16 protein-coding genes are annotated in these 15,347 nt (G+C 73.3%); 9 read left to right on the forward strand and 7 right to left on the reverse strand.

Features of this window, described 5'->3' with window-relative positions; genetic code table 11:
* Positions 1-45: 45 nt before the first annotated feature.
* From ACFW3D_RS31665 to ACFW3D_RS31685, 5 genes are read left to right on the forward strand one after another with little or no spacing between them, the layout of a single operon-like run.
* Entirely contained in the window at positions 46-1,026 is a 981-nt protein-coding gene (locus tag ACFW3D_RS31665; protein ID WP_500509998.1) for an ABC transporter substrate-binding protein, read from the forward strand.
* Positions 1,023-1,796, forward strand: coding sequence for an ABC transporter permease (locus ACFW3D_RS31670; protein ID WP_500510001.1), 774 nt, complete (start codon positions 1,023-1,025; stop codon positions 1,794-1,796). The genes ACFW3D_RS31665 and ACFW3D_RS31670 overlap by 4 nt, the downstream gene beginning before the upstream one ends.
* Complete coding sequence (locus ACFW3D_RS31675) at positions 1,793-2,563, forward strand: ABC transporter permease (RefSeq protein ID WP_500510003.1); 771 nt, start codon at positions 1,793-1,795, stop codon at positions 2,561-2,563. The genes ACFW3D_RS31670 and ACFW3D_RS31675 overlap by 4 nt, the downstream gene beginning before the upstream one ends.
* Positions 2,556-3,356: an ABC transporter ATP-binding protein gene (locus ACFW3D_RS31680; RefSeq protein ID WP_500510005.1), complete on the forward strand. Its 801-nt coding sequence runs from the start codon at positions 2,556-2,558 to the stop codon at positions 3,354-3,356. Before ACFW3D_RS31675 ends, ACFW3D_RS31680 begins: the two co-directional genes overlap by 8 nt.
* The gene (locus ACFW3D_RS31685) at positions 3,353-3,856 is read left to right on the forward strand and encodes a methyltransferase family protein (protein WP_500510007.1); all 504 of its coding nucleotides are present in this window, start codon (positions 3,353-3,355) and stop codon (positions 3,854-3,856) included. Before ACFW3D_RS31680 ends, ACFW3D_RS31685 begins: the two co-directional genes overlap by 4 nt.
* Here ACFW3D_RS31685 and ACFW3D_RS31690 read toward each other — a convergent pair.
* Complete coding sequence (locus tag ACFW3D_RS31690; protein WP_500510009.1) at positions 3,829-4,347, reverse strand: GNAT family N-acetyltransferase; 519 nt, start codon at positions 4,345-4,347, stop codon at positions 3,829-3,831. The genes ACFW3D_RS31685 and ACFW3D_RS31690 overlap by 28 nt on opposite strands.
* A gap of 166 nt (positions 4,348-4,513) precedes the next feature.
* Entirely contained in the window at positions 4,514-5,866 is a 1,353-nt protein-coding gene (gene fes / locus ACFW3D_RS31695; protein WP_500510011.1) for an enterochelin esterase, read from the reverse strand.
* A 172-nt stretch (positions 5,867-6,038) separates the two neighbouring features.
* Between fes and ACFW3D_RS31700 the strand changes: the two genes are divergently transcribed.
* Positions 6,039-7,964, forward strand: coding sequence for a DUF5107 domain-containing protein (locus ACFW3D_RS31700; protein ID WP_500510013.1), 1,926 nt, complete (start codon positions 6,039-6,041; stop codon positions 7,962-7,964).
* 190 nt (positions 7,965-8,154) lie between these two features.
* On the opposite strand, the gene ACFW3D_RS31705 is transcribed toward ACFW3D_RS31700, so the two are convergent.
* From ACFW3D_RS31705 to ACFW3D_RS31715, 3 genes are all read right to left on the reverse strand, one after another.
* Positions 8,155-8,589: a VOC family protein gene (locus ACFW3D_RS31705; protein WP_500510015.1), complete on the reverse strand. Its 435-nt coding sequence runs from the start codon at positions 8,587-8,589 to the stop codon at positions 8,155-8,157.
* 147 nt (positions 8,590-8,736) lie between these two features.
* Complete coding sequence (locus ACFW3D_RS31710) at positions 8,737-9,264, reverse strand: YbhB/YbcL family Raf kinase inhibitor-like protein (protein WP_500510017.1); 528 nt, start codon at positions 9,262-9,264, stop codon at positions 8,737-8,739.
* A gap of 19 nt (positions 9,265-9,283) precedes the next feature.
* Complete coding sequence (locus tag ACFW3D_RS31715) at positions 9,284-10,678, reverse strand: NADP-dependent succinic semialdehyde dehydrogenase (RefSeq protein ID WP_500510020.1); 1,395 nt, start codon at positions 10,676-10,678, stop codon at positions 9,284-9,286.
* A 395-nt stretch (positions 10,679-11,073) separates the two neighbouring features.
* Here ACFW3D_RS31715 and ACFW3D_RS31720 point away from each other — a divergent pair, with 395 nt between their 5' ends.
* Positions 11,074-12,126, forward strand: a complete 1,053-nt coding sequence (locus ACFW3D_RS31720) for an NAD(P)-dependent alcohol dehydrogenase (protein ID WP_500510023.1) — start codon at positions 11,074-11,076, stop codon at positions 12,124-12,126.
* A 205-nt stretch (positions 12,127-12,331) separates the two neighbouring features.
* The gene (locus ACFW3D_RS31725) at positions 12,332-12,745 is read left to right on the forward strand and encodes an SseB family protein (protein ID WP_500510025.1); all 414 of its coding nucleotides are present in this window, start codon (positions 12,332-12,334) and stop codon (positions 12,743-12,745) included.
* Positions 12,746-12,818: 73 nt separating this feature from the next.
* On the opposite strand, the gene ACFW3D_RS31730 is transcribed toward ACFW3D_RS31725, so the two are convergent.
* Positions 12,819-14,303: a bifunctional phosphatase PAP2/diacylglycerol kinase family protein gene (locus ACFW3D_RS31730; RefSeq protein WP_500510027.1), complete on the reverse strand. Its 1,485-nt coding sequence runs from the start codon at positions 14,301-14,303 to the stop codon at positions 12,819-12,821.
* A gap of 112 nt (positions 14,304-14,415) precedes the next feature.
* Positions 14,416-14,796, reverse strand: a complete 381-nt coding sequence (locus tag ACFW3D_RS31735) for a DUF2795 domain-containing protein (RefSeq protein ID WP_500510030.1) — start codon at positions 14,794-14,796, stop codon at positions 14,416-14,418.
* A 153-nt stretch (positions 14,797-14,949) separates the two neighbouring features.
* Here ACFW3D_RS31735 and ACFW3D_RS31740 point away from each other — a divergent pair, with 153 nt between their 5' ends.
* Positions 14,950-15,210: a DUF6158 family protein gene (locus tag ACFW3D_RS31740; protein WP_089222756.1), complete on the forward strand. Its 261-nt coding sequence runs from the start codon at positions 14,950-14,952 to the stop codon at positions 15,208-15,210.
* The last annotated feature ends 137 nt before the right edge of the window (positions 15,211-15,347 follow it).

The following is a 15,347-nucleotide window of genomic DNA, read 5'->3' on the forward strand; positions in this document are numbered from 1 at the left end:
GACAGTTCACTGTGCGAACGGAACTGATCAGATCAGGGAGTGCCCATGCGTCGCACCTTTCCCCTGCTCCTGTCAGCGGCAGCGCTCCTCGCCGCCGGACTCACCGCTTGCGGCGACTCCGACGACCCCGCCGGCAAGGGCGGCTCCACCGGTTCCGGCGGAGGTACGCGGAGCGTCACGGTCGGCGCCATCGCCATCGTCGACACCGCTCCGGTGTACCTCGCCCAGAGCCAGGGCTTCTTCAAGAAGCACGGCATCGACGCGAAGATCACCTCGGTGCAAGGCGGCGCCGCCAGCATCACCGGCGTGATGGGCGGCCAGTTCGCCTTCGGCTTCGCCAACACCACCTCCCTGCTCACGGCCCGGCAGCAGGGCCTGCCGCTGAAGGTCGTCGCCAACGGCGTCGCCTCCACCGGCGAGCGGGACACCGACTACAGCGCCGTCCTCGTCCCGGCCGGCAGTCCGGTCAAGTCCGCCAAGGACCTCGCGGGCAGGACCGTCGCGGTCAACCAGCTGAAGAACATCGGCGACACGACCGTCCGCGCCGCGGTGCGCAAGGACGGCGGCGACGCCTCCAAGGTGGAGTTCGTCGAGATGCCCTTCCCCGACATGCCGGCCGCCCTGTCCAAGGGGCGGGTCGACGCGGTCTGGGAGGTCGAACCCTTCGTCACCCAGGCCACCGGCCAGGGGGCCCGCGCCGTCGCCTGGCCCTACGCCGACGCCGCGCCGGACCTCACCGTGGCCATGTACTTCACCACGCAGCAGACGGTCCAGAAGGACCCGGAACTGGTGAAGGACTTCACCGCCGCCATGAACGAGGCCCTCGCCTACGCCGACGCCCACCCCGACGCCGTGCGCGAGATCCTCAAGTCGTACACCTCGATCCCCGCCGAGGCGATCGCGAAGATCAAGCTCCCCAAGTGGCCGACGGAGATCAACCGGGAGTCCGTGCAGACCGTCGCCGACGACGCCCGCCGGGACGGCACGCTCACCAAGGACGCCGATCTGGCGGCCCTCCTCCCATGAGGGGACGCGACGCCGCGTACGGAGCGGCCGGCCTCGCGGTGCTGTTCGGCATCGCCGAGGCCGTACCGCGGCTCGGCTGGGTCTCCCCGGACTACCTGCCCCCGGCGAGCGAGATCCTGCGCACCCTCGGCCACGAGCTGATCACCCGTCAACTCTGGTCGGCGCTCGGCGACACCATGAGCGCCTGGGCCCTGGGCCTGGCCATCGCGTTCGTCCTCGCGGTCGCGCTCGGCACCCTCATCGACGCCGTGCCGGGCGCCCGTGCCGCCACCGCGTCCACCGTCGAGTTCCTCCGCCCCATCCCCTCCGTGGCGCTCATCCCGCTCGCCACCCTCCTCTTCGGCGCCGACATCGGCTCCACCCTCCTGCTGGTCGTCTACGCCGCCTTCTGGCAGGTGCTCATCCAAGTGCTGTACGGCGTCGCCGACGTCGACCCCGTCGCCCGCGAGACCGCCCGTTCCTACCGCCTCGGCCACTGGACGACGCTGCGCCGGCTCGTCTGGCCCACCGCGCTCCCGTACGTCATGACGGGCCTGCGGCTCGCCGCCTCCGTCGCCTTCATCCTCGCCGTCACGGCCGAACTGGTCATCGGCAGCCCCGGACTCGGGCTGCGGATCCAGCTCGCCCAGTCCGGCGGCGCCGTGGCCACCGTGTACGCCCTGATCACCCTGGCCGGGATCATCGGGGTCGTCGTCAACCTCGCCGTACGCCGCCTGGAGCGCAGGCTGCTGGCCTGGCACCCCTCCGTCCGCGGGGAGGCCGCCGCATGAGCCGCCCCGCGCGCCTCCTGCTCGGCACCCTGCGGGTGCTGGGGCTGCCCGCCCTCCTCGTCCTCGGCTGGTGGGCGTGGAGCGTGTGGCGGCCGAGCTTCTACGTGCCCTCGCCGCAGCGGATCGCCGCCGTCTTCGGCGACGTCTGGCTCACCGCCCGCCTCGGCGACGACGTCCTGCCCAGCCTCGCCCGGCTCCTCGCCGGGTACGCGCTCGCCGCGCTGCTTGGCGTCGCCCTCGGCACCGCCGTCGGCCTCTCGGGCCGGCTGCGCGCCGCAACCGAACCCGCCCTGGAGTTCTTCCGTGCGATCCCGCCGCCCGTGCTCGTGCCGCTGATCATGCTCGTCGCCGGGCTCGACACCGTCATGAAGGTCCTGGTCATCGTCTCGGGCGCGATCTGGCCCGTGCTGCTCAACACCATCGAGGGCGTCCGCGCCGTGGACGAGGTGCTCTCCGACACCGCGCGGGTCTACGGCCTGCGCGGCCCCGCACGGCTGCGGCGCCTCGTCCTGCCCGCCGCGAGCCCGCAGATCATGGCGGGACTGCGGCAGTCGCTGTCCATCGCCATCATCCTCATGGTCATCGCGGAGATGTTCGGCAACTCGGGCATCGGCCACGCCGTCGTGCTGTTCCAGCGGCAGTTCCAGATCCCGGAGATGTGGAGCGGCATCGTGCTGCTCGGCCTGGTCGGCTTCCTGCTCTCGCTCGCCTTCCGCGCCCTCGAGCGCCGGGTCCTGCACTGGCACCAACGGGAGACACATGCTTGAGATCACCGGACTGCGCAAGGTGTACGAGGGCCGCGGCCGCGTCGTCGAGGCGCTGCGCGGCATCGACCTCACCGTGGAGCGCGGCGAACTCGTCTGCGTCGTGGGCCCGTCGGGCTGCGGCAAGACCACCCTGCTCAAGTGCGTCGCCGGACTCCTCGCGCCCACCGCGGGACAGGTCCGGCTCGCCGGACGCGCCGTCGACGGCCCGCCGCCCGGCATGGCGGTGGTCTTCCAGGAGTACGGCCGCAGCCTCTTCCCGTGGCTGACGGTCAGTCAGAACGTCGAACTCCCGCTCCGCGAGAAGCGGGTGCCGGGCCCGCGCCGCACCGCTCTCGTCCAGCAGGCACTCGCCGCCGTCGGCCTGGCCGACGCGGGCTCCGCCCACCCCTGGCAGCTCTCCGGCGGCATGCAGCAGCGCGTCGCCATCGCCCGGGCCGTCGCCTACGAGCCCCAGGTGCTGCTCATGGACGAGCCGTTCGCCGCCGTGGACGCCCAGACCCGCGCCGACCTCGAGGACCTCCTGCTCGGCCTCTGGCACCGTCTGGGCATCACCACGATGCTCGTCACCCACGACATCGACGAGGCCGTCTACCTCGCCCGCCGGGTCGTCGTCCTCTCCGGCGCGCCCACCGTCGTCCAGGAGGACCTGCACGTCGACCTCCCCCACGACCGCGACCAGATCATCACCCGCTCCGACCCCCGTTTCGCGGAACTGCGCGCCCACGTCTACGGGCACATCCGCGCCGCCAAGACGGATCCGGGACGGCCGCCGGCGGGCACCATGAAGGCATGAGACGGTCCACGGCCGCGCTCGGCAGCGCGGTCTTCCTCCTCGCCGTGCCCGGCGTCGTGGCGGGGCTCGTCCCCTGGTGGCTCACCCGGTACGCGTCCGGCGACGGCCCCTGGGCGGTACGGGCGGCCGGCGGCCTCCTCGCCCTCGCCGGGGCGGCGGTGCTCCTGCACGGCTTCGCCCGCTTCGTGCGCGAGGGGCGCGGCACGCCCGCACCCGTCGCCCCCACCGAACGCCTCGTCACCGGCGGGGCGTACGCCCGGGTCCGCAACCCCATGTACCTCGCCGTCGTGGCGCTCGTCGCGGGCCAGGGGCTGCTGCTCCTGCGGCCCGTCCTGCTCCTCTACGCCGCCGCCGTGTGGCTGACGGTCGCCGCGTTCGTCCGCTGGTACGAGGAGCCGACGCTTCGCGCGGCCCACGGCGAGGAGTACGAGGCGTACCGCCGGGCCGTGCCCGCGTGGCTGCCGCGGTGCGCTCAGACCCGGTCGAAGGGCTCCGCGTAGCGGAACGCCCCGCTCACCGACGGGCTGTAGGCGGACAGCGGACGCACCTGGAAGTACGGTCCCCAGGCGGGGTCGGGCGGGGTGATCCGGTAGTCCGTACTGGCCCGGAAGCCGTACCGGCCGTAGTAGTCCGGGCTGCCCAGCAGCGCCACCAGCGGCTCCCCGAGGGCGTCCGCGGCGCCCAGCACGGTGTGGACCAGTGCCAGTCCGACGCCCTTGCGCTGCTGCTCCGGCGCGACGCTCAGCGGGCCCAGGCCGAGCACGGGCGTGCCCCCGGCGTGCGCCCGCGTGCAGACGACGTGGCCGAGGACGCGCTTGCCGTCGGCGTCGACGGCGACCAGGGACAGCTCCGGCAGCCACGCGTCGCTCTTCCGCAGTTCGGCCAGCAGCGTGACCTCGACGGGAACGGAACGCTCCGCCGAGGCGAACGCCTCCCCGGTCAGCGCTTGTACGGCCGGGACGTCGTCCGGGGTCTCACGTCGAATCAGCACCCGGGCAGTCTGGACGCCCCGCCCCCGCCGGGCAAGCCCATTTCGCCCCAGGACACCCCCTTGGCCGTCCTCCCGGAGGCGTCCTCGCGATCGCGTCGTCGTCGCGCCGCCTGCGCCGCGTCAGACCGGTCCCGCGTCAGACCGGTCCGCGTCAGACCGGTCCGCGTCAGACCGGTTCCGTGTCCGCCGGGGCCGACACGCGGGGGCCGGGGAGGGTGCCGGGGAAGGGGCCGCGGAGCAACGAGGCGAGGCCGTGGGCGAGCTCCTCACGCCAGCAGAGGTAGTCGTGGCCGCCGTTGTACTCGTGGTGGGCCACCTCGTAGCCCTGGGCCAGCAGGGCGTCCCGGAGCCGGCGGACCGCGGCCGTCAGGCCCCACTCCTGCAGGCCCGCCGACAGGTGGAAGCGGACCGGCCTTCGGGCCAGCGACGCCACGCGCCCGGTGAGCCACTCCTCGGGCAGCGCCTCCGCGCGGTGCCCGGACGGCCACCAGAAGGCGCCGGACTGCGCGAGCACGTTCCCGAAGCGTTCGGGCCGCCGCAACGCCGCGTACGCCGCGGCCAGTCCGCCGAGGCCCTGGCCGGCGACGACCGTACGTGCGGGGTCGCCGCTGACCGGCCACCGGCGGGCCGCCCAGGGCAGGAGTTCACGGGTCAGGAAGGCCACGAAGCGGTCGTCACAGGTGAGTTCGCGGCGCCGGGTGTCGCTGTCCAGCGCGTCCGGCATCAGCGCGACCAGCGGCGGCAGCGCGCCGGCGGCCACGAGTCCGTCGAGCAGCGCCGAGACGTCGAGGTGCTGCTGCCACACGTCCCCGTCGAGCAGCACCACCACCGGCAGCCCGGCGAGGTCCTCGTAGCCGGACGGCGCGTAGGCCCACACGCGGCGCCAGTTGCGCAGGTGCGCGCTGCGCATGGTGTGGACGGAGACCTCGCCCACCGGCTGCCCCGGCCCGTCCCGCCGCGCGCCGAGCGGCGCCGGGGCCGCGGGGAGGGCGACCACCGAGAGCGGTTCGGTGCCCCAACGGGTGGGGAAGACCGTCCGGTTGAGCGGATCGCGCCGCGGGTGGCGGCGCAGCCCGCGCAGGTACGCCTGCCCCTTGGGTCCCGAGGGCGCCGCGGCGCCGCCTTCGCCCTCGTCCACGCACAGCACGTACGTGGCACGCCAGTCGGCGCGCATCCTTATCGTCCAGTGCCACACGTCCGTGCCCGGCACGCGCGACATCAGGTTGCCGGCCAGGTCGTCAGGGTCGAGCACCTGGTTGGGCAGGGCCAGTACGGCGCGCGTCCCGGTGGTGCCGCGCCACAGGAAGGTGACCGCGGCGTGCCCGGGGTCGCCGTCCAGGCGCTCCACCAGGGGTGTCCCCTCGGCCTCCACGGCCCGCCAGAACTCCGCCTCGCGCTCGGGGCGGGCGGCCAGCGCCGCCAGCCGCGTACTGTGCGCGCGTTCGACGGGCGCGGGGCGCGGGATGCGGGGCGCGCGCGACGGCGTGCCGTTCGGCGGGCTCCACAGCGTGGACAGCATGATCGGCAAACCCTCCCGGACCCGTCCGACGGCAAAAGAAGGCCAAAATGACGTTCACCATATATTGAAGTCCGCACGCGGCCCGCTCCGTGAGCTCCAAACCCCTGACGGCGCGGGCCGATACGGGGTTCCATGTCCTCACCCGACCACCGGTGACAGAGAGAGGGACCTCTTGGCCACCACCGTGCGACGCACCACCCTCACCCTCCCGGCCAGCCCGCTCGGCCCGGAGAACCCCCTGCCGGCGCTCCGCCCGCCGGGGGACCCGCATGTCCTCGACCCGGCCGAGAGCGCCGCGCTGCCGCCCGGCATGGCCCGGCGCGTCGCCTACGGGCAACTGCGCACCCTGCTCCCGGTAGCGCGCCTCGACGGCTACACCCGTGAGCGCGTTCCCACCGCTCTGGACGCGGTCGTCCTGGAGAACGACCGGCTGCGCGCCACCGTCCTGCCCGGTCTCGGCGGCCGCCTGTACGCGCTGCACCACAAGCCCACGGGCCGCGAACTGCTGCACACCGACCCCGTACTGCAGTACGCCGACTTCGGTCTCGCCGGCGCCTGGTTCTCCGGCGGCGTCGAGTGGAATCCGGGCGCCACCGGGCACACCACGCTCAGCTGCGCCCCGCTCCACGCCGCGCGCGTCCCCGCCCCCGACGGCGGCGAGATGCTCCGCCTCTGGGAGTGGGAGCGGCTGCGCGACCTGCCCTTCCAGATCGACCTGTGGCTCCCCGAGGGCTCCGACTTCCTCTACGCGGGGGTACGCGTCCGCAATCCTCACCACCGGACCGTTCCCCTCTACTGGTGGTCCAACACCGCCGTACCCCAGACACCTGGCACCCGTGTCGTCGCACCCGCCACCCACGCCTGGCACTTCGGCGCCTCCGGCAGCCTCCAGCGGGTGCCCGTCCCCGAGGCGCCCACCGCCTCCGAGCACCCCGCCGACTGGTTCTACGACCTGCCCGACGGCACCCGCCCCTGGATCGCCGCCCTCGACGCGGACGGCCGCGGCCTCGTGCAGACCTCCACCGACGCCCTCCGCGGCCGCAAGCTCTTCGTCTGGGGGCAGGGCCCGGGCGGCCGCCGCTGGCAGCGCTGGCTCGCCGGGGACGAGGGCGACGGCCCCGGCTACCTGGAGATCCAGGCCGGACTCGCCCCCACCCAGCTCGAACACCTCCCCCTGACCGCCGGCGCCGCCGTGAGCTGGCTGGAGGCGTACGGCCCGCTGGAGGCCGCCCCGGGCGCGGATCCGAGCGCCGTGGCGGAACGCCTTGAGGCGGTCCTGCCGCGCGAGCACCTGCGCGCCGCCCACGAGGCGTGGCTGCCCGCCGCCGACACCGAGCCCAAGGACGTCCTCGCCACCGGCTCCGGATGGGGCGCGCTGGAGGTCGCCCGCGGCCGGTTCGACCTGCCCGGTACGCCGTTCGCGCCCGACACCCTGGGCGAGCGGCAGAAGCCGTGGCTGGAACTCCTGCTCGCCGGGGTCTTCCCGAGACTCGGCGAGGACACCGTCCCCGGCCCCGTGCTCGTCTCCCCGGAGTGGCGGGAGCTCCTGGAGACCGCGGGCACGTACGACGGCAACGCGTGGGCCCTGGACTACCACCTGGGCCTTGCCCAGTGGCACGCCGGCGACCGCGCGCAGGCCGTCCGCAGCTGGGAGCGGGCCGCCGCGGGGTCGGATTCGTGCCTCCCGCTGCGCTGCCTCGCCGTCGCCGACGAGAGCGGCGGCAACCCCGAACGCGCCGCGCAGCTCTACCTCGACGCCTTCCGCGCTGTGCCCGTGGGCGAGGCCTGGGCCACCGCCGCGGCGGCCCTGGCCCGCGAGGCCGTGCCGGCGCTTCTTGCCGCCCGCCGTCCCGGCGACGCCGCCGCCGTCCTCGACGTCCTGCCCGCAACGACCCGCGCCCGCGGGCGCTTCAGGCTGCTGCACGCCCAGGTCCTGCTGGCCGCAGGGGACACCGCGGGCGCGCGGGCCGTCTTCGAGGAGGGCTTCACCGTCGACGACCTGCGGGAGGGCGAGGAGTCGCTGCACACCACATGGCGCGCCCTGACCGACGAACCCCTGCCCGCAGGGTACGACTTCCGCATGGCCCCGGCGCCCTGAGGAACCGCCGGCCCGCGGTGCGCGGCACCGCGCGCAGTGGGCCGGTCCACGCACCGCCACGAGGGGGAACCCGATGCCGGCGCCGGCCGGCGCGTGGAGCGCGGTGACGCGCGGCGCTGCACGTCCCTCCGCCGACTCGGCATCTGCCCTGCCGGGTCGGCGCTGGACGGCAGGTTGCCGCGGTACGCCGTCAGCCCAGGGCGAGGAACTCGAGTTGGAGGTTGTCGGGGTCGCGGAACACCACGGTCGAGTAGGCGAAGGGTTCCGTCTCGTCCCGGATGGGTGTGTGGGCGATGCCCAGCTCGTCGAGCCAGGACATCCAGGACTCGAGGTCGGCTCGGGAGCCGACCTGGAATGAGATGTGGTCCAGCCCGGTCCGGGATTCGAGGAAGCCCTCGTGCTGGTTGCCGGTGTTCTTGTGCAACCCGATCACCAGGCCGGAATCGGGGGTGACCAGCAGGACCCCGTACCCGGTCGACTCGCGGTGGAGGTGGTTGAACCTGTGGTCGACGCGTTCGGCGCTGAACAGCCGCTGGTACCAGTCAAGGCTGTCCTCCAGGTTGGACACGGTGAAGGAGAGGTGGTGGACTCCGGTGATCCTGGGGCCGGCGATGACCTGGGCCATGACGTACCTCCGGTGGTGGGGGGTTGGCGCCCGCCGGCGTGCCTCCGGTCAGGTGGGGGCCTTGAGGGGTGCTTTGATGAGGGGCCCCGGCCCGGGCCTCTCACCCGGCGAGCACGGGAGGCGGCCGGGGCCGGACGTCCGGCCTGCTCATCGCTCGAAGGTGCCGTACATGGCCGCCCGGGCGATCGCGTGCGTGAACAGCTGGAACTCCATGAGGGCGGGGGCCGTCGTCCCGGACACCTCCAGTTTCTCCACGTCGACGGCGTGCACCACGAGGAAGTAGCGGTCCGGGCCGTTGCCCGGGGGCGTTGCCGGACCGAGGTACCTGCGGTAGCCGGCGTCATTGGGCAGCGTCACCGCTCCGCCCGGCAGCTCGCTGCCGTCTCCGGCCCCGGCCGGCAGGTCGGTCACGGAGGCGGGGAGGTTGGCCACGGCCCAGTGCCAGAAGCCCGAGGCGGTGGGCACGTCGGGGTCGAACATCGCGACCGTGAAGCTGCGGGTCTCCTCGGGGAAGCCGGACCAGCTCAGCTGCGGTGAGACGTCCGATCCGCCCGCGCCCAGGATGCCGCTCACGTGCTCGCGCGCCAGCCGCCCGCCGTCTGCCAGGGACTGCGAGGTCAGCGAGAAGCCCGGGATCGGCGGCATGAAGTCGTACGGGCCATAGGGCTTGATCATGGCGGTACCTCGCTCCGGGCTACGACGTGGCGTCCGCGCTCTCGCCGATCCAGACGGTCTTGGCGTTCATGAACTCGCGCATGCCCAGGTCCGACAGCTCGCGTCCGTACCCGCTGCGCTTCACGCCGCCGAAGGGGATCTCCGGGTAGCTGGTCGTGTTGCCGTTGATGAAGGCCATACCCGACTGCACGTCCCGTACGAACAGCGCCCGCTCCGTCTCGTCCTCGCTCCACAGGTTGGAACCCAGCCCGTACGGGTGGCCGTTGGCGATCCGGAGCGCCTCCTCCAGCGAGGACACCGTCCACACCTGCGCGACCGGGCCGAAGACCTCCTCGTGGAACATGTTCATGTCGGGAGAGACGTCCGTCAGCACCGTGGGAGGGTAGAACCAGCCGGGCCGGTCCGGCCGTTCCCCGCCCACCAGCACCGTCGCCCCCTTGCTCACGGCATCGGCCACGTAGTCCTCCACGTCACGGCGGCCGGACTCGGTGGCCAGCGGGCCCACGTCGGTCCCGTCGTCCATCGGGTCGCCCACGACCAGCGCGCCCATCTTCGCGACGAACATCCCGATGAAGTCCTCGGCGATGTCCTCGTGGACGAAGAACCGCTTGCCGTTGATGCACGACTGCCCGTTGTTGAGGCATCGCGCCCTGACCGCGGCGTCGGTGGCCCGCTCCAGGTCCGTGGACGGCATCACGATGAAGGGGTCGGAACCGCCGAGTTCGAGGACCACCTTCTTGATCTCGTCCCCGGCGATGGCGGCCACCGACCGTCCCGCGGGTTCGCTGCCGGTGAGCGTCGCGGCCGCCAGGCGCTCGTCCCGCAGCACCTGCTCGACCCGTCCGGAGGAGATCAGCAGGGTCTGGAACACGTCGTCGGGGAAGCCCGCGTCACGGAACAACTGCTCCATGTAGAGCGCGGTCTGCGGCACGTTGGAGGCGTGCTTGAGCAGGCCCACGTTGCCCGCCATCAGCGCGGGGGCGGCGAACCGCATGGCCTGCCACAGCGGGAAGTTCCACGGCATCACCGCGAGGACGACACCGAGCGGCTGGTAGGTGACGTACGTCCGCCGCGCGCCGACGCCGGGGCCGTCACCGGGCCGGTCCCGCAGGAACGCGGGTGCCTCGGCGGCGTAGAAGCGCAACCCGCGCACGCACTTGACCACTTCCTCCCTGGCCGCGCGGAGCGTCTTTCCCATCTCCGTGGTGAGCAGCCGGGCGACGGCGTCGGTCTCCTTCTCCAGGTGGGCGGCGGCCTGTTCGACCCATCCCGCCCGCTGCTCCGGGGTCGTCAGGCGGTACGACGCGGCCGCGGCGGCCGCCCGGGCCATTTTGTCCTCGAGTTCCTCGGGAGTGAGTTCGTCGAACCGCTCGAGGACCTCGCCGGTCACGGGGCTGATCGTTGCGATGGCCATGCTTCCACGCTATGACCGGCCATTCCGACCGGCAATTCAGGCCGCGCCCCGGGGCAGCCGCCGTTGAAGGGCGTCAACGCCCGCTGCCGTGGAGGGGCCCGCGGCCGCTCCGTCCGGCGCCGCACTCGCACCGGTCAGCCGTGGGTCCCGGCCGGAGGGCGCGAAGTGGCACGCGCATTCAGCCGACTTACGGAAGGTGACCGGACGGCGGCGGATCGCGCAGTCCCGTCCGCGGCTCCGGATGCGCGGCACCGGCAAGCGCAGGACCCTGGAAATATCCGACGAAGCGACGGCCACGCCGCCGGTGCAGCATCCGAACCCCTCGCTCTGCACCGGCGCACAGTGCTGTCCGCCGACTGAAGCGAGGCACCCCCATGCAGATGCAAGCAGCTCGCATGCACGGATACAAAGAGCCCCTGCGAATCGAAGAGGTTCCCGTTCCCGATCCGGCGCCGGACGAGATCCTGCTGAAGGTCGCCGCGACGGGCATGTGCCGCAGCGACTACCAGCTCCTCAACGGCTACTTCGAGGTTCCGTTCCCCGTGGACCTCCCCTACATCCCCGGCCACGAGGTCACCGGCCGGGTGGCCGGCCTCGGCAGCGCCGTACCGAATACGGTCGGCTACTCCGAGGGTGACATGGTCGTGGTGAACCCCAGCTGGGGCGACGGCACCTGCCGTCAGTGCCGGGAGGGCAACGAACAGTTGTGCAGCGGCGACGGCAGGTGGGTGGGCTTCGGTCCTCCCGGAGGCTTCGCCGAGTACATGACCGTGGAATGCCGCCATGCGATCCCCGTATCGGAGGACGCGGCGAGGGCGCCCGAGCTCCTCGCCCCGATGACGGACGCGGGCATGACCCCGTACCGCGGGATGCGGAAGCTCCGGGACACCGGCAAGCTCGGCCCCGGCCGTACCGTCGCCGTCACCGGCATCGGAGGCCTCGGCAGCTACGCGGTCCAGTACGCGAAGCTCCTCGGAGGCGGGGCGACCGTGGTGGCGCTCGCCCGTAAGGACAGCAAGCTGGACGTGGCGAAGGAGAACGGCGCCGACTGCGGGATCAACGTGCGCGACAAGTCCACCGAGGCCATCCAGGACGAACTGGAACAGCTCACCGGCCGCAGGACGATCGACGCCATCCTGGACTGCGTGGGCAGCAACGCGTCCATCTCGATGGGGTTCGACCTGCTGGGACCCGAGGGTGTGCTGGTGGCCGTCGGCCTCATGAGTCACCACGTGGAGCACAAGCAGTTCCCCTTCGTGGGGACGGAGCTGACCTACATGGGTTCCTTCTGGGGCAACCACCTGGACCTGGTCGACGTGCTCTCCCTCGCCGAAGCCGGCCTCGTCAAGCACAACGTCACCAAGGTCGGGCTCGAGGACATCAACGACAACCTCGAGGCCCTCGGCCGCGGCGACGTTGTCGGGCGCCAGGTCGTCGTCTTCGAATGACGAACGCGAGGCAGGGCTTTCCCGCACGGCAACCGGCGGGCCGCCCCGGATCCGGCGCCCCTACGACACGCCACTCGCCCACGTACGCCCCGCAAGAGCGGCACCGAGTGCGAGTGACTCCCGTCGAACGCGCATGACCGTTCCCTCGCTGGGTACGCGCAGCCCCCGAGCCACCCCGTACGCAAGCAACGGAAAGGGAACGGCCATGACCGACTTCACCACTCCGAACGGTGCGCAGCCCCCGGCGCAGCGAGCCCTGCACGAGATCGCCACCGGTGGTGACAACGCGGCCGCGCTCAGCACCCTGGCGGCCAGCGACATCCTGCTGCCGGTGCCGGCGCCGCCGGAGGAGCCCGCCGAGGACGGGGCGGAGCAGGAGACGATCAGCCTGCCGGTCTTCGAGCAGGAGGACGGGACGAAGCTGGTCCCGGTCTTCACCTCCGAGGTGCGCCTGGCCCACGCCCTGCCGAACGCGCGGGGCTACCGCATCCTGCCCCTCGCGGCGCTGAGCAGCGGCTGGCCGTCGGACGACCTCACGCTCGCGATAGACGCCGGGTCGCCGGACACCCTCACCATCAAGGGCGAGGGCGTCCGGGCGCTGGCGGGCCTGTCCGGCTGACGGCGGCCCACCCGTCCGCACGTGCGGAGCGGGCCGCACCTCTGGGGAGCGCGGCCCGCTTCGTGTGTCCGGGTCAGAGCGGCCGGTAGACGGTCAGGGCCTCGTTGGCCTTGTCGATCACCAGGTCGCGCGGCGCGGGCGCCACCTCGCCGTCGAAGGCCAGGCGGGTGCCGGGCTCGATGCCGCCGATCCGCATCCGCCGCAGCAGGGCCGTGGTGGAGCCGGTGAGGGCGGCCGCGAGCAGACGGGTGCGGGCGTACGGGCTGCCGGGGACGATGCGCACGTCGAGCTGCCCGTCCGACAGGGCACGGCGGCGCACCGGAGCCGGGCCCAGGCTGCGGTAGGCGCCGTTGCCGGCGAAGAGCATCCACACCGAGTGCCGCCGCCCGTTGATCTCGAGGTCGATCGGGTCGGAGGTGCGCAGCACGTGCAGCGCGGCCAGCACGCCGGCGGGCCAGCTGCCCACGCGCCGCGACCAGCGTTCGCGGTAGCGGACCAGGTCGGGATAGACGCCGATGCTGAAGGTGTTGAGGAAGACCGTGGACCCCGCGGACCCGGCGTCCTCGCCCGCGGCGTCGCCGGTCGGGGTGACCCGTGCGACGTCGACGGCGATGGCGGTGCCCTCCCGGACCGCCCGCGCGGCATCGTCGATGCTCTCGATCGACAGGTCGAGCGCGAAGTGGTTGTACGTACCCCCCGGGGAGACGAGCAACGGCACACCGTGCCGCAGCGCGACCGACGCGGCGAGGCTGACGCTGCCGTCCCCGCCGTGGATGCCGAGCGCGCCGCCCGCCTCCGCGGCCCGCTGGGCCGCCTTCTCCAGCATCTCGGCGAGGTCGTCGTCCTCCGAGCACTCGTCGACGACGGCCTCGGGCAGTGCGCCGCGCAGCCGTTCGGCCGGTGAGCCGAGCAGCGGCGGCGGCCCGGACACCTCGTTGACCACCGCGTACAGTCCGCGGCCGTCCGGCAGGGCCGGTGCGTCGGCCCGGGGGGTCGGGGGCACCGCGAGCTGCCGCCCGGTCGGGACGAGGCCGCGTACGGCGAGGGCCGCGCCCGCGCCGAGGGCCATCCCGGCGGCGACGTCGCTGGGGTAGTGCACACCGGTGTAGATCCGCGAGAACGCCACGGACCAGGCGACCGGCAGCACCGCGGCCCCCCAGCGGGGCGACTCCAGGGCGACGCCCGCGGCGAAAGCGGCGGCCGACGCGGCGTGGCCGGACGGGAAGGACGTCGTGCCGGGCTGCCGTGCCAGCCGGCGTATGACGGGCACGGCGTCGAGGACGGGGCGGTTGCGGCGCACCGCGCCCTTGCCGATGGTGTTGACCACCGCCGACGCGACCGCCAGCGAGCCGGCCCCGCGCAGGGCGGCGCGCCGGCCGCTGCGACCGCCGACGGCCGCGATGCCGGCCGCGACCCCGAACCACAGCAGCCCGTGGTTGGCGGCCCTGCTGAGCCGCGGCAGCACCGGCTCGGCGGCCGGCCACGAACGGGTCGCCACGTTCAGGAACAGCTCCTTGTCCCATGCGCTCAGGATCCGGCGCACAACGACTCCCTCCATGATCGGTCGATTCCCGGGCGGTGCGGGCGGATGCGGCCGCGCGGCGCGCGGGGCCGGTGGTCCGGCCCCGCGGCCCGCGTCGCGGTCGTGCGGTCCGCGGTCGTGCGGTCCGTCAGGCCTCCGGGCGCATGCCCAGGGTCCGTACGACTTCCTGGACGTTGGCGTACCGGCGGTTGTCGCCGGGGAGTCCGTCCACCAGGTCGGTCAGCGGGTCCGGCGCGTGCCGGTCGCGCAGGGCACGCAGCAGGTCGCCGCGCCGTGCGGGGAACGGCTGCCGGGTCAGGTGCCTGGCGAGCTCGAACCGCACCGCCGCGCCCTCGGGGGCACCCGCCCACGCCGGTCCCGTGCCGACCTCGGGGTCGTCGTCGGCGGCGGGTTCGGGGTCGTGCCACTCCTCGACCCGGGTGGAGTGCCCGGAGCGCAGCATCTCGCGCAGTTCGTGCTTCATCTCGTCGTCACGGTGGACGCTCAGACGGTCGCTTCCTCGTTGCACGGTGGCTCCTTTCCTCAGGGGTCAGGTCTCTCCATCGTCTACCCGGACCAGGGATCCGATGCCTGTTGAATGCCCACAGAAGCGGATGAATCCCCGCACCGGGGGTACCAAACGGGCGAGGTGACCGGGAGGCGAAAGGAAGGTGCGCGCCCCATGAGCCGCTACCCCGGCGGGGTCGACCCCGCAGACCTGGACGAACGACAACTGGTGCAGGAACTGGAGTCGGTCCACCGGACCCGCCACGAGACGCTGCTCTACGGCTCCGGCGCGGCCCTCGACGCCCACAACTCGCGGATGGCGGCCCTGGAGGGCGAGTACCTGCGCCGCCATCCCCAGCGGATGGTCTCCTCCGGCCGTACCCGGGCCGGGGCGAGGGCCCGGACGCTGCGGATGCCGGTCCAGGCCCAGCAGTAGCGCACCGGGCGGGGAACACCCGTGCGTGCGGGGCGGGGGGGGGGGGGGCGCCCGCCGCGGGCCGACAGGGACCACAGCAGCCCCGGTGAGCGGCGCCCCGAAGCGCCGGGGAAGGCGGCGACCGCAACCCCCCCCAG

It is taken from the genome of Streptomyces sp. NPDC058864 (assembly GCF_042742985.1).
Taxonomy (GTDB): Bacteria; Actinomycetota; Actinomycetes; order Streptomycetales; family Streptomycetaceae; genus Actinacidiphila.

Excerpts from the sequence above, each read along its gene's own strand:
- ACFW3D_RS31665 (WP_500509998.1), top strand. The coding sequence starts at position 46 with ATGCGTCGCACCTTTCCCCTGCTCCTGTCAGCGGCAGCGCTCCTCGCC.
- ACFW3D_RS31670 (WP_500510001.1), top strand. The coding sequence starts at position 1,023 with ATGAGGGGACGCGACGCCGCGTACGGAGCGGCCGGCCTCGCGGTGCTG.
- ACFW3D_RS31675 (WP_500510003.1), top strand. The coding sequence starts at position 1,793 with ATGAGCCGCCCCGCGCGCCTCCTGCTCGGCACCCTGCGGGTGCTGGGG.
- ACFW3D_RS31680 (WP_500510005.1), top strand. The coding sequence starts at position 2,556 with ATGCTTGAGATCACCGGACTGCGCAAGGTGTACGAGGGCCGCGGCCGC.
- ACFW3D_RS31685 (WP_500510007.1), top strand. The coding sequence starts at position 3,353 with ATGAGACGGTCCACGGCCGCGCTCGGCAGCGCGGTCTTCCTCCTCGCC.
- fes (WP_500510011.1), bottom strand. The coding sequence starts at position 5,866 with ATGCTGTCCACGCTGTGGAGCCCGCCGAACGGCACGCCGTCGCGCGCG.
- ACFW3D_RS31705 (WP_500510015.1), bottom strand. The coding sequence starts at position 8,589 with ATGGCCCAGGTCATCGCCGGCCCCAGGATCACCGGAGTCCACCACCTC.
- ACFW3D_RS31710 (WP_500510017.1), bottom strand. The coding sequence starts at position 9,264 with ATGATCAAGCCCTATGGCCCGTACGACTTCATGCCGCCGATCCCGGGC.
- ACFW3D_RS31715 (WP_500510020.1), bottom strand. The coding sequence starts at position 10,678 with ATGGCCATCGCAACGATCAGCCCCGTGACCGGCGAGGTCCTCGAGCGG.
- ACFW3D_RS31720 (WP_500510023.1), top strand. The coding sequence starts at position 11,074 with ATGCACGGATACAAAGAGCCCCTGCGAATCGAAGAGGTTCCCGTTCCC.
- ACFW3D_RS31725 (WP_500510025.1), top strand. The coding sequence starts at position 12,332 with ATGACCGACTTCACCACTCCGAACGGTGCGCAGCCCCCGGCGCAGCGA.
- ACFW3D_RS31730 (WP_500510027.1), bottom strand. The coding sequence starts at position 14,303 with ATGGAGGGAGTCGTTGTGCGCCGGATCCTGAGCGCATGGGACAAGGAG.
- ACFW3D_RS31740 (WP_089222756.1), top strand. The coding sequence starts at position 14,950 with ATGAGCCGCTACCCCGGCGGGGTCGACCCCGCAGACCTGGACGAACGA.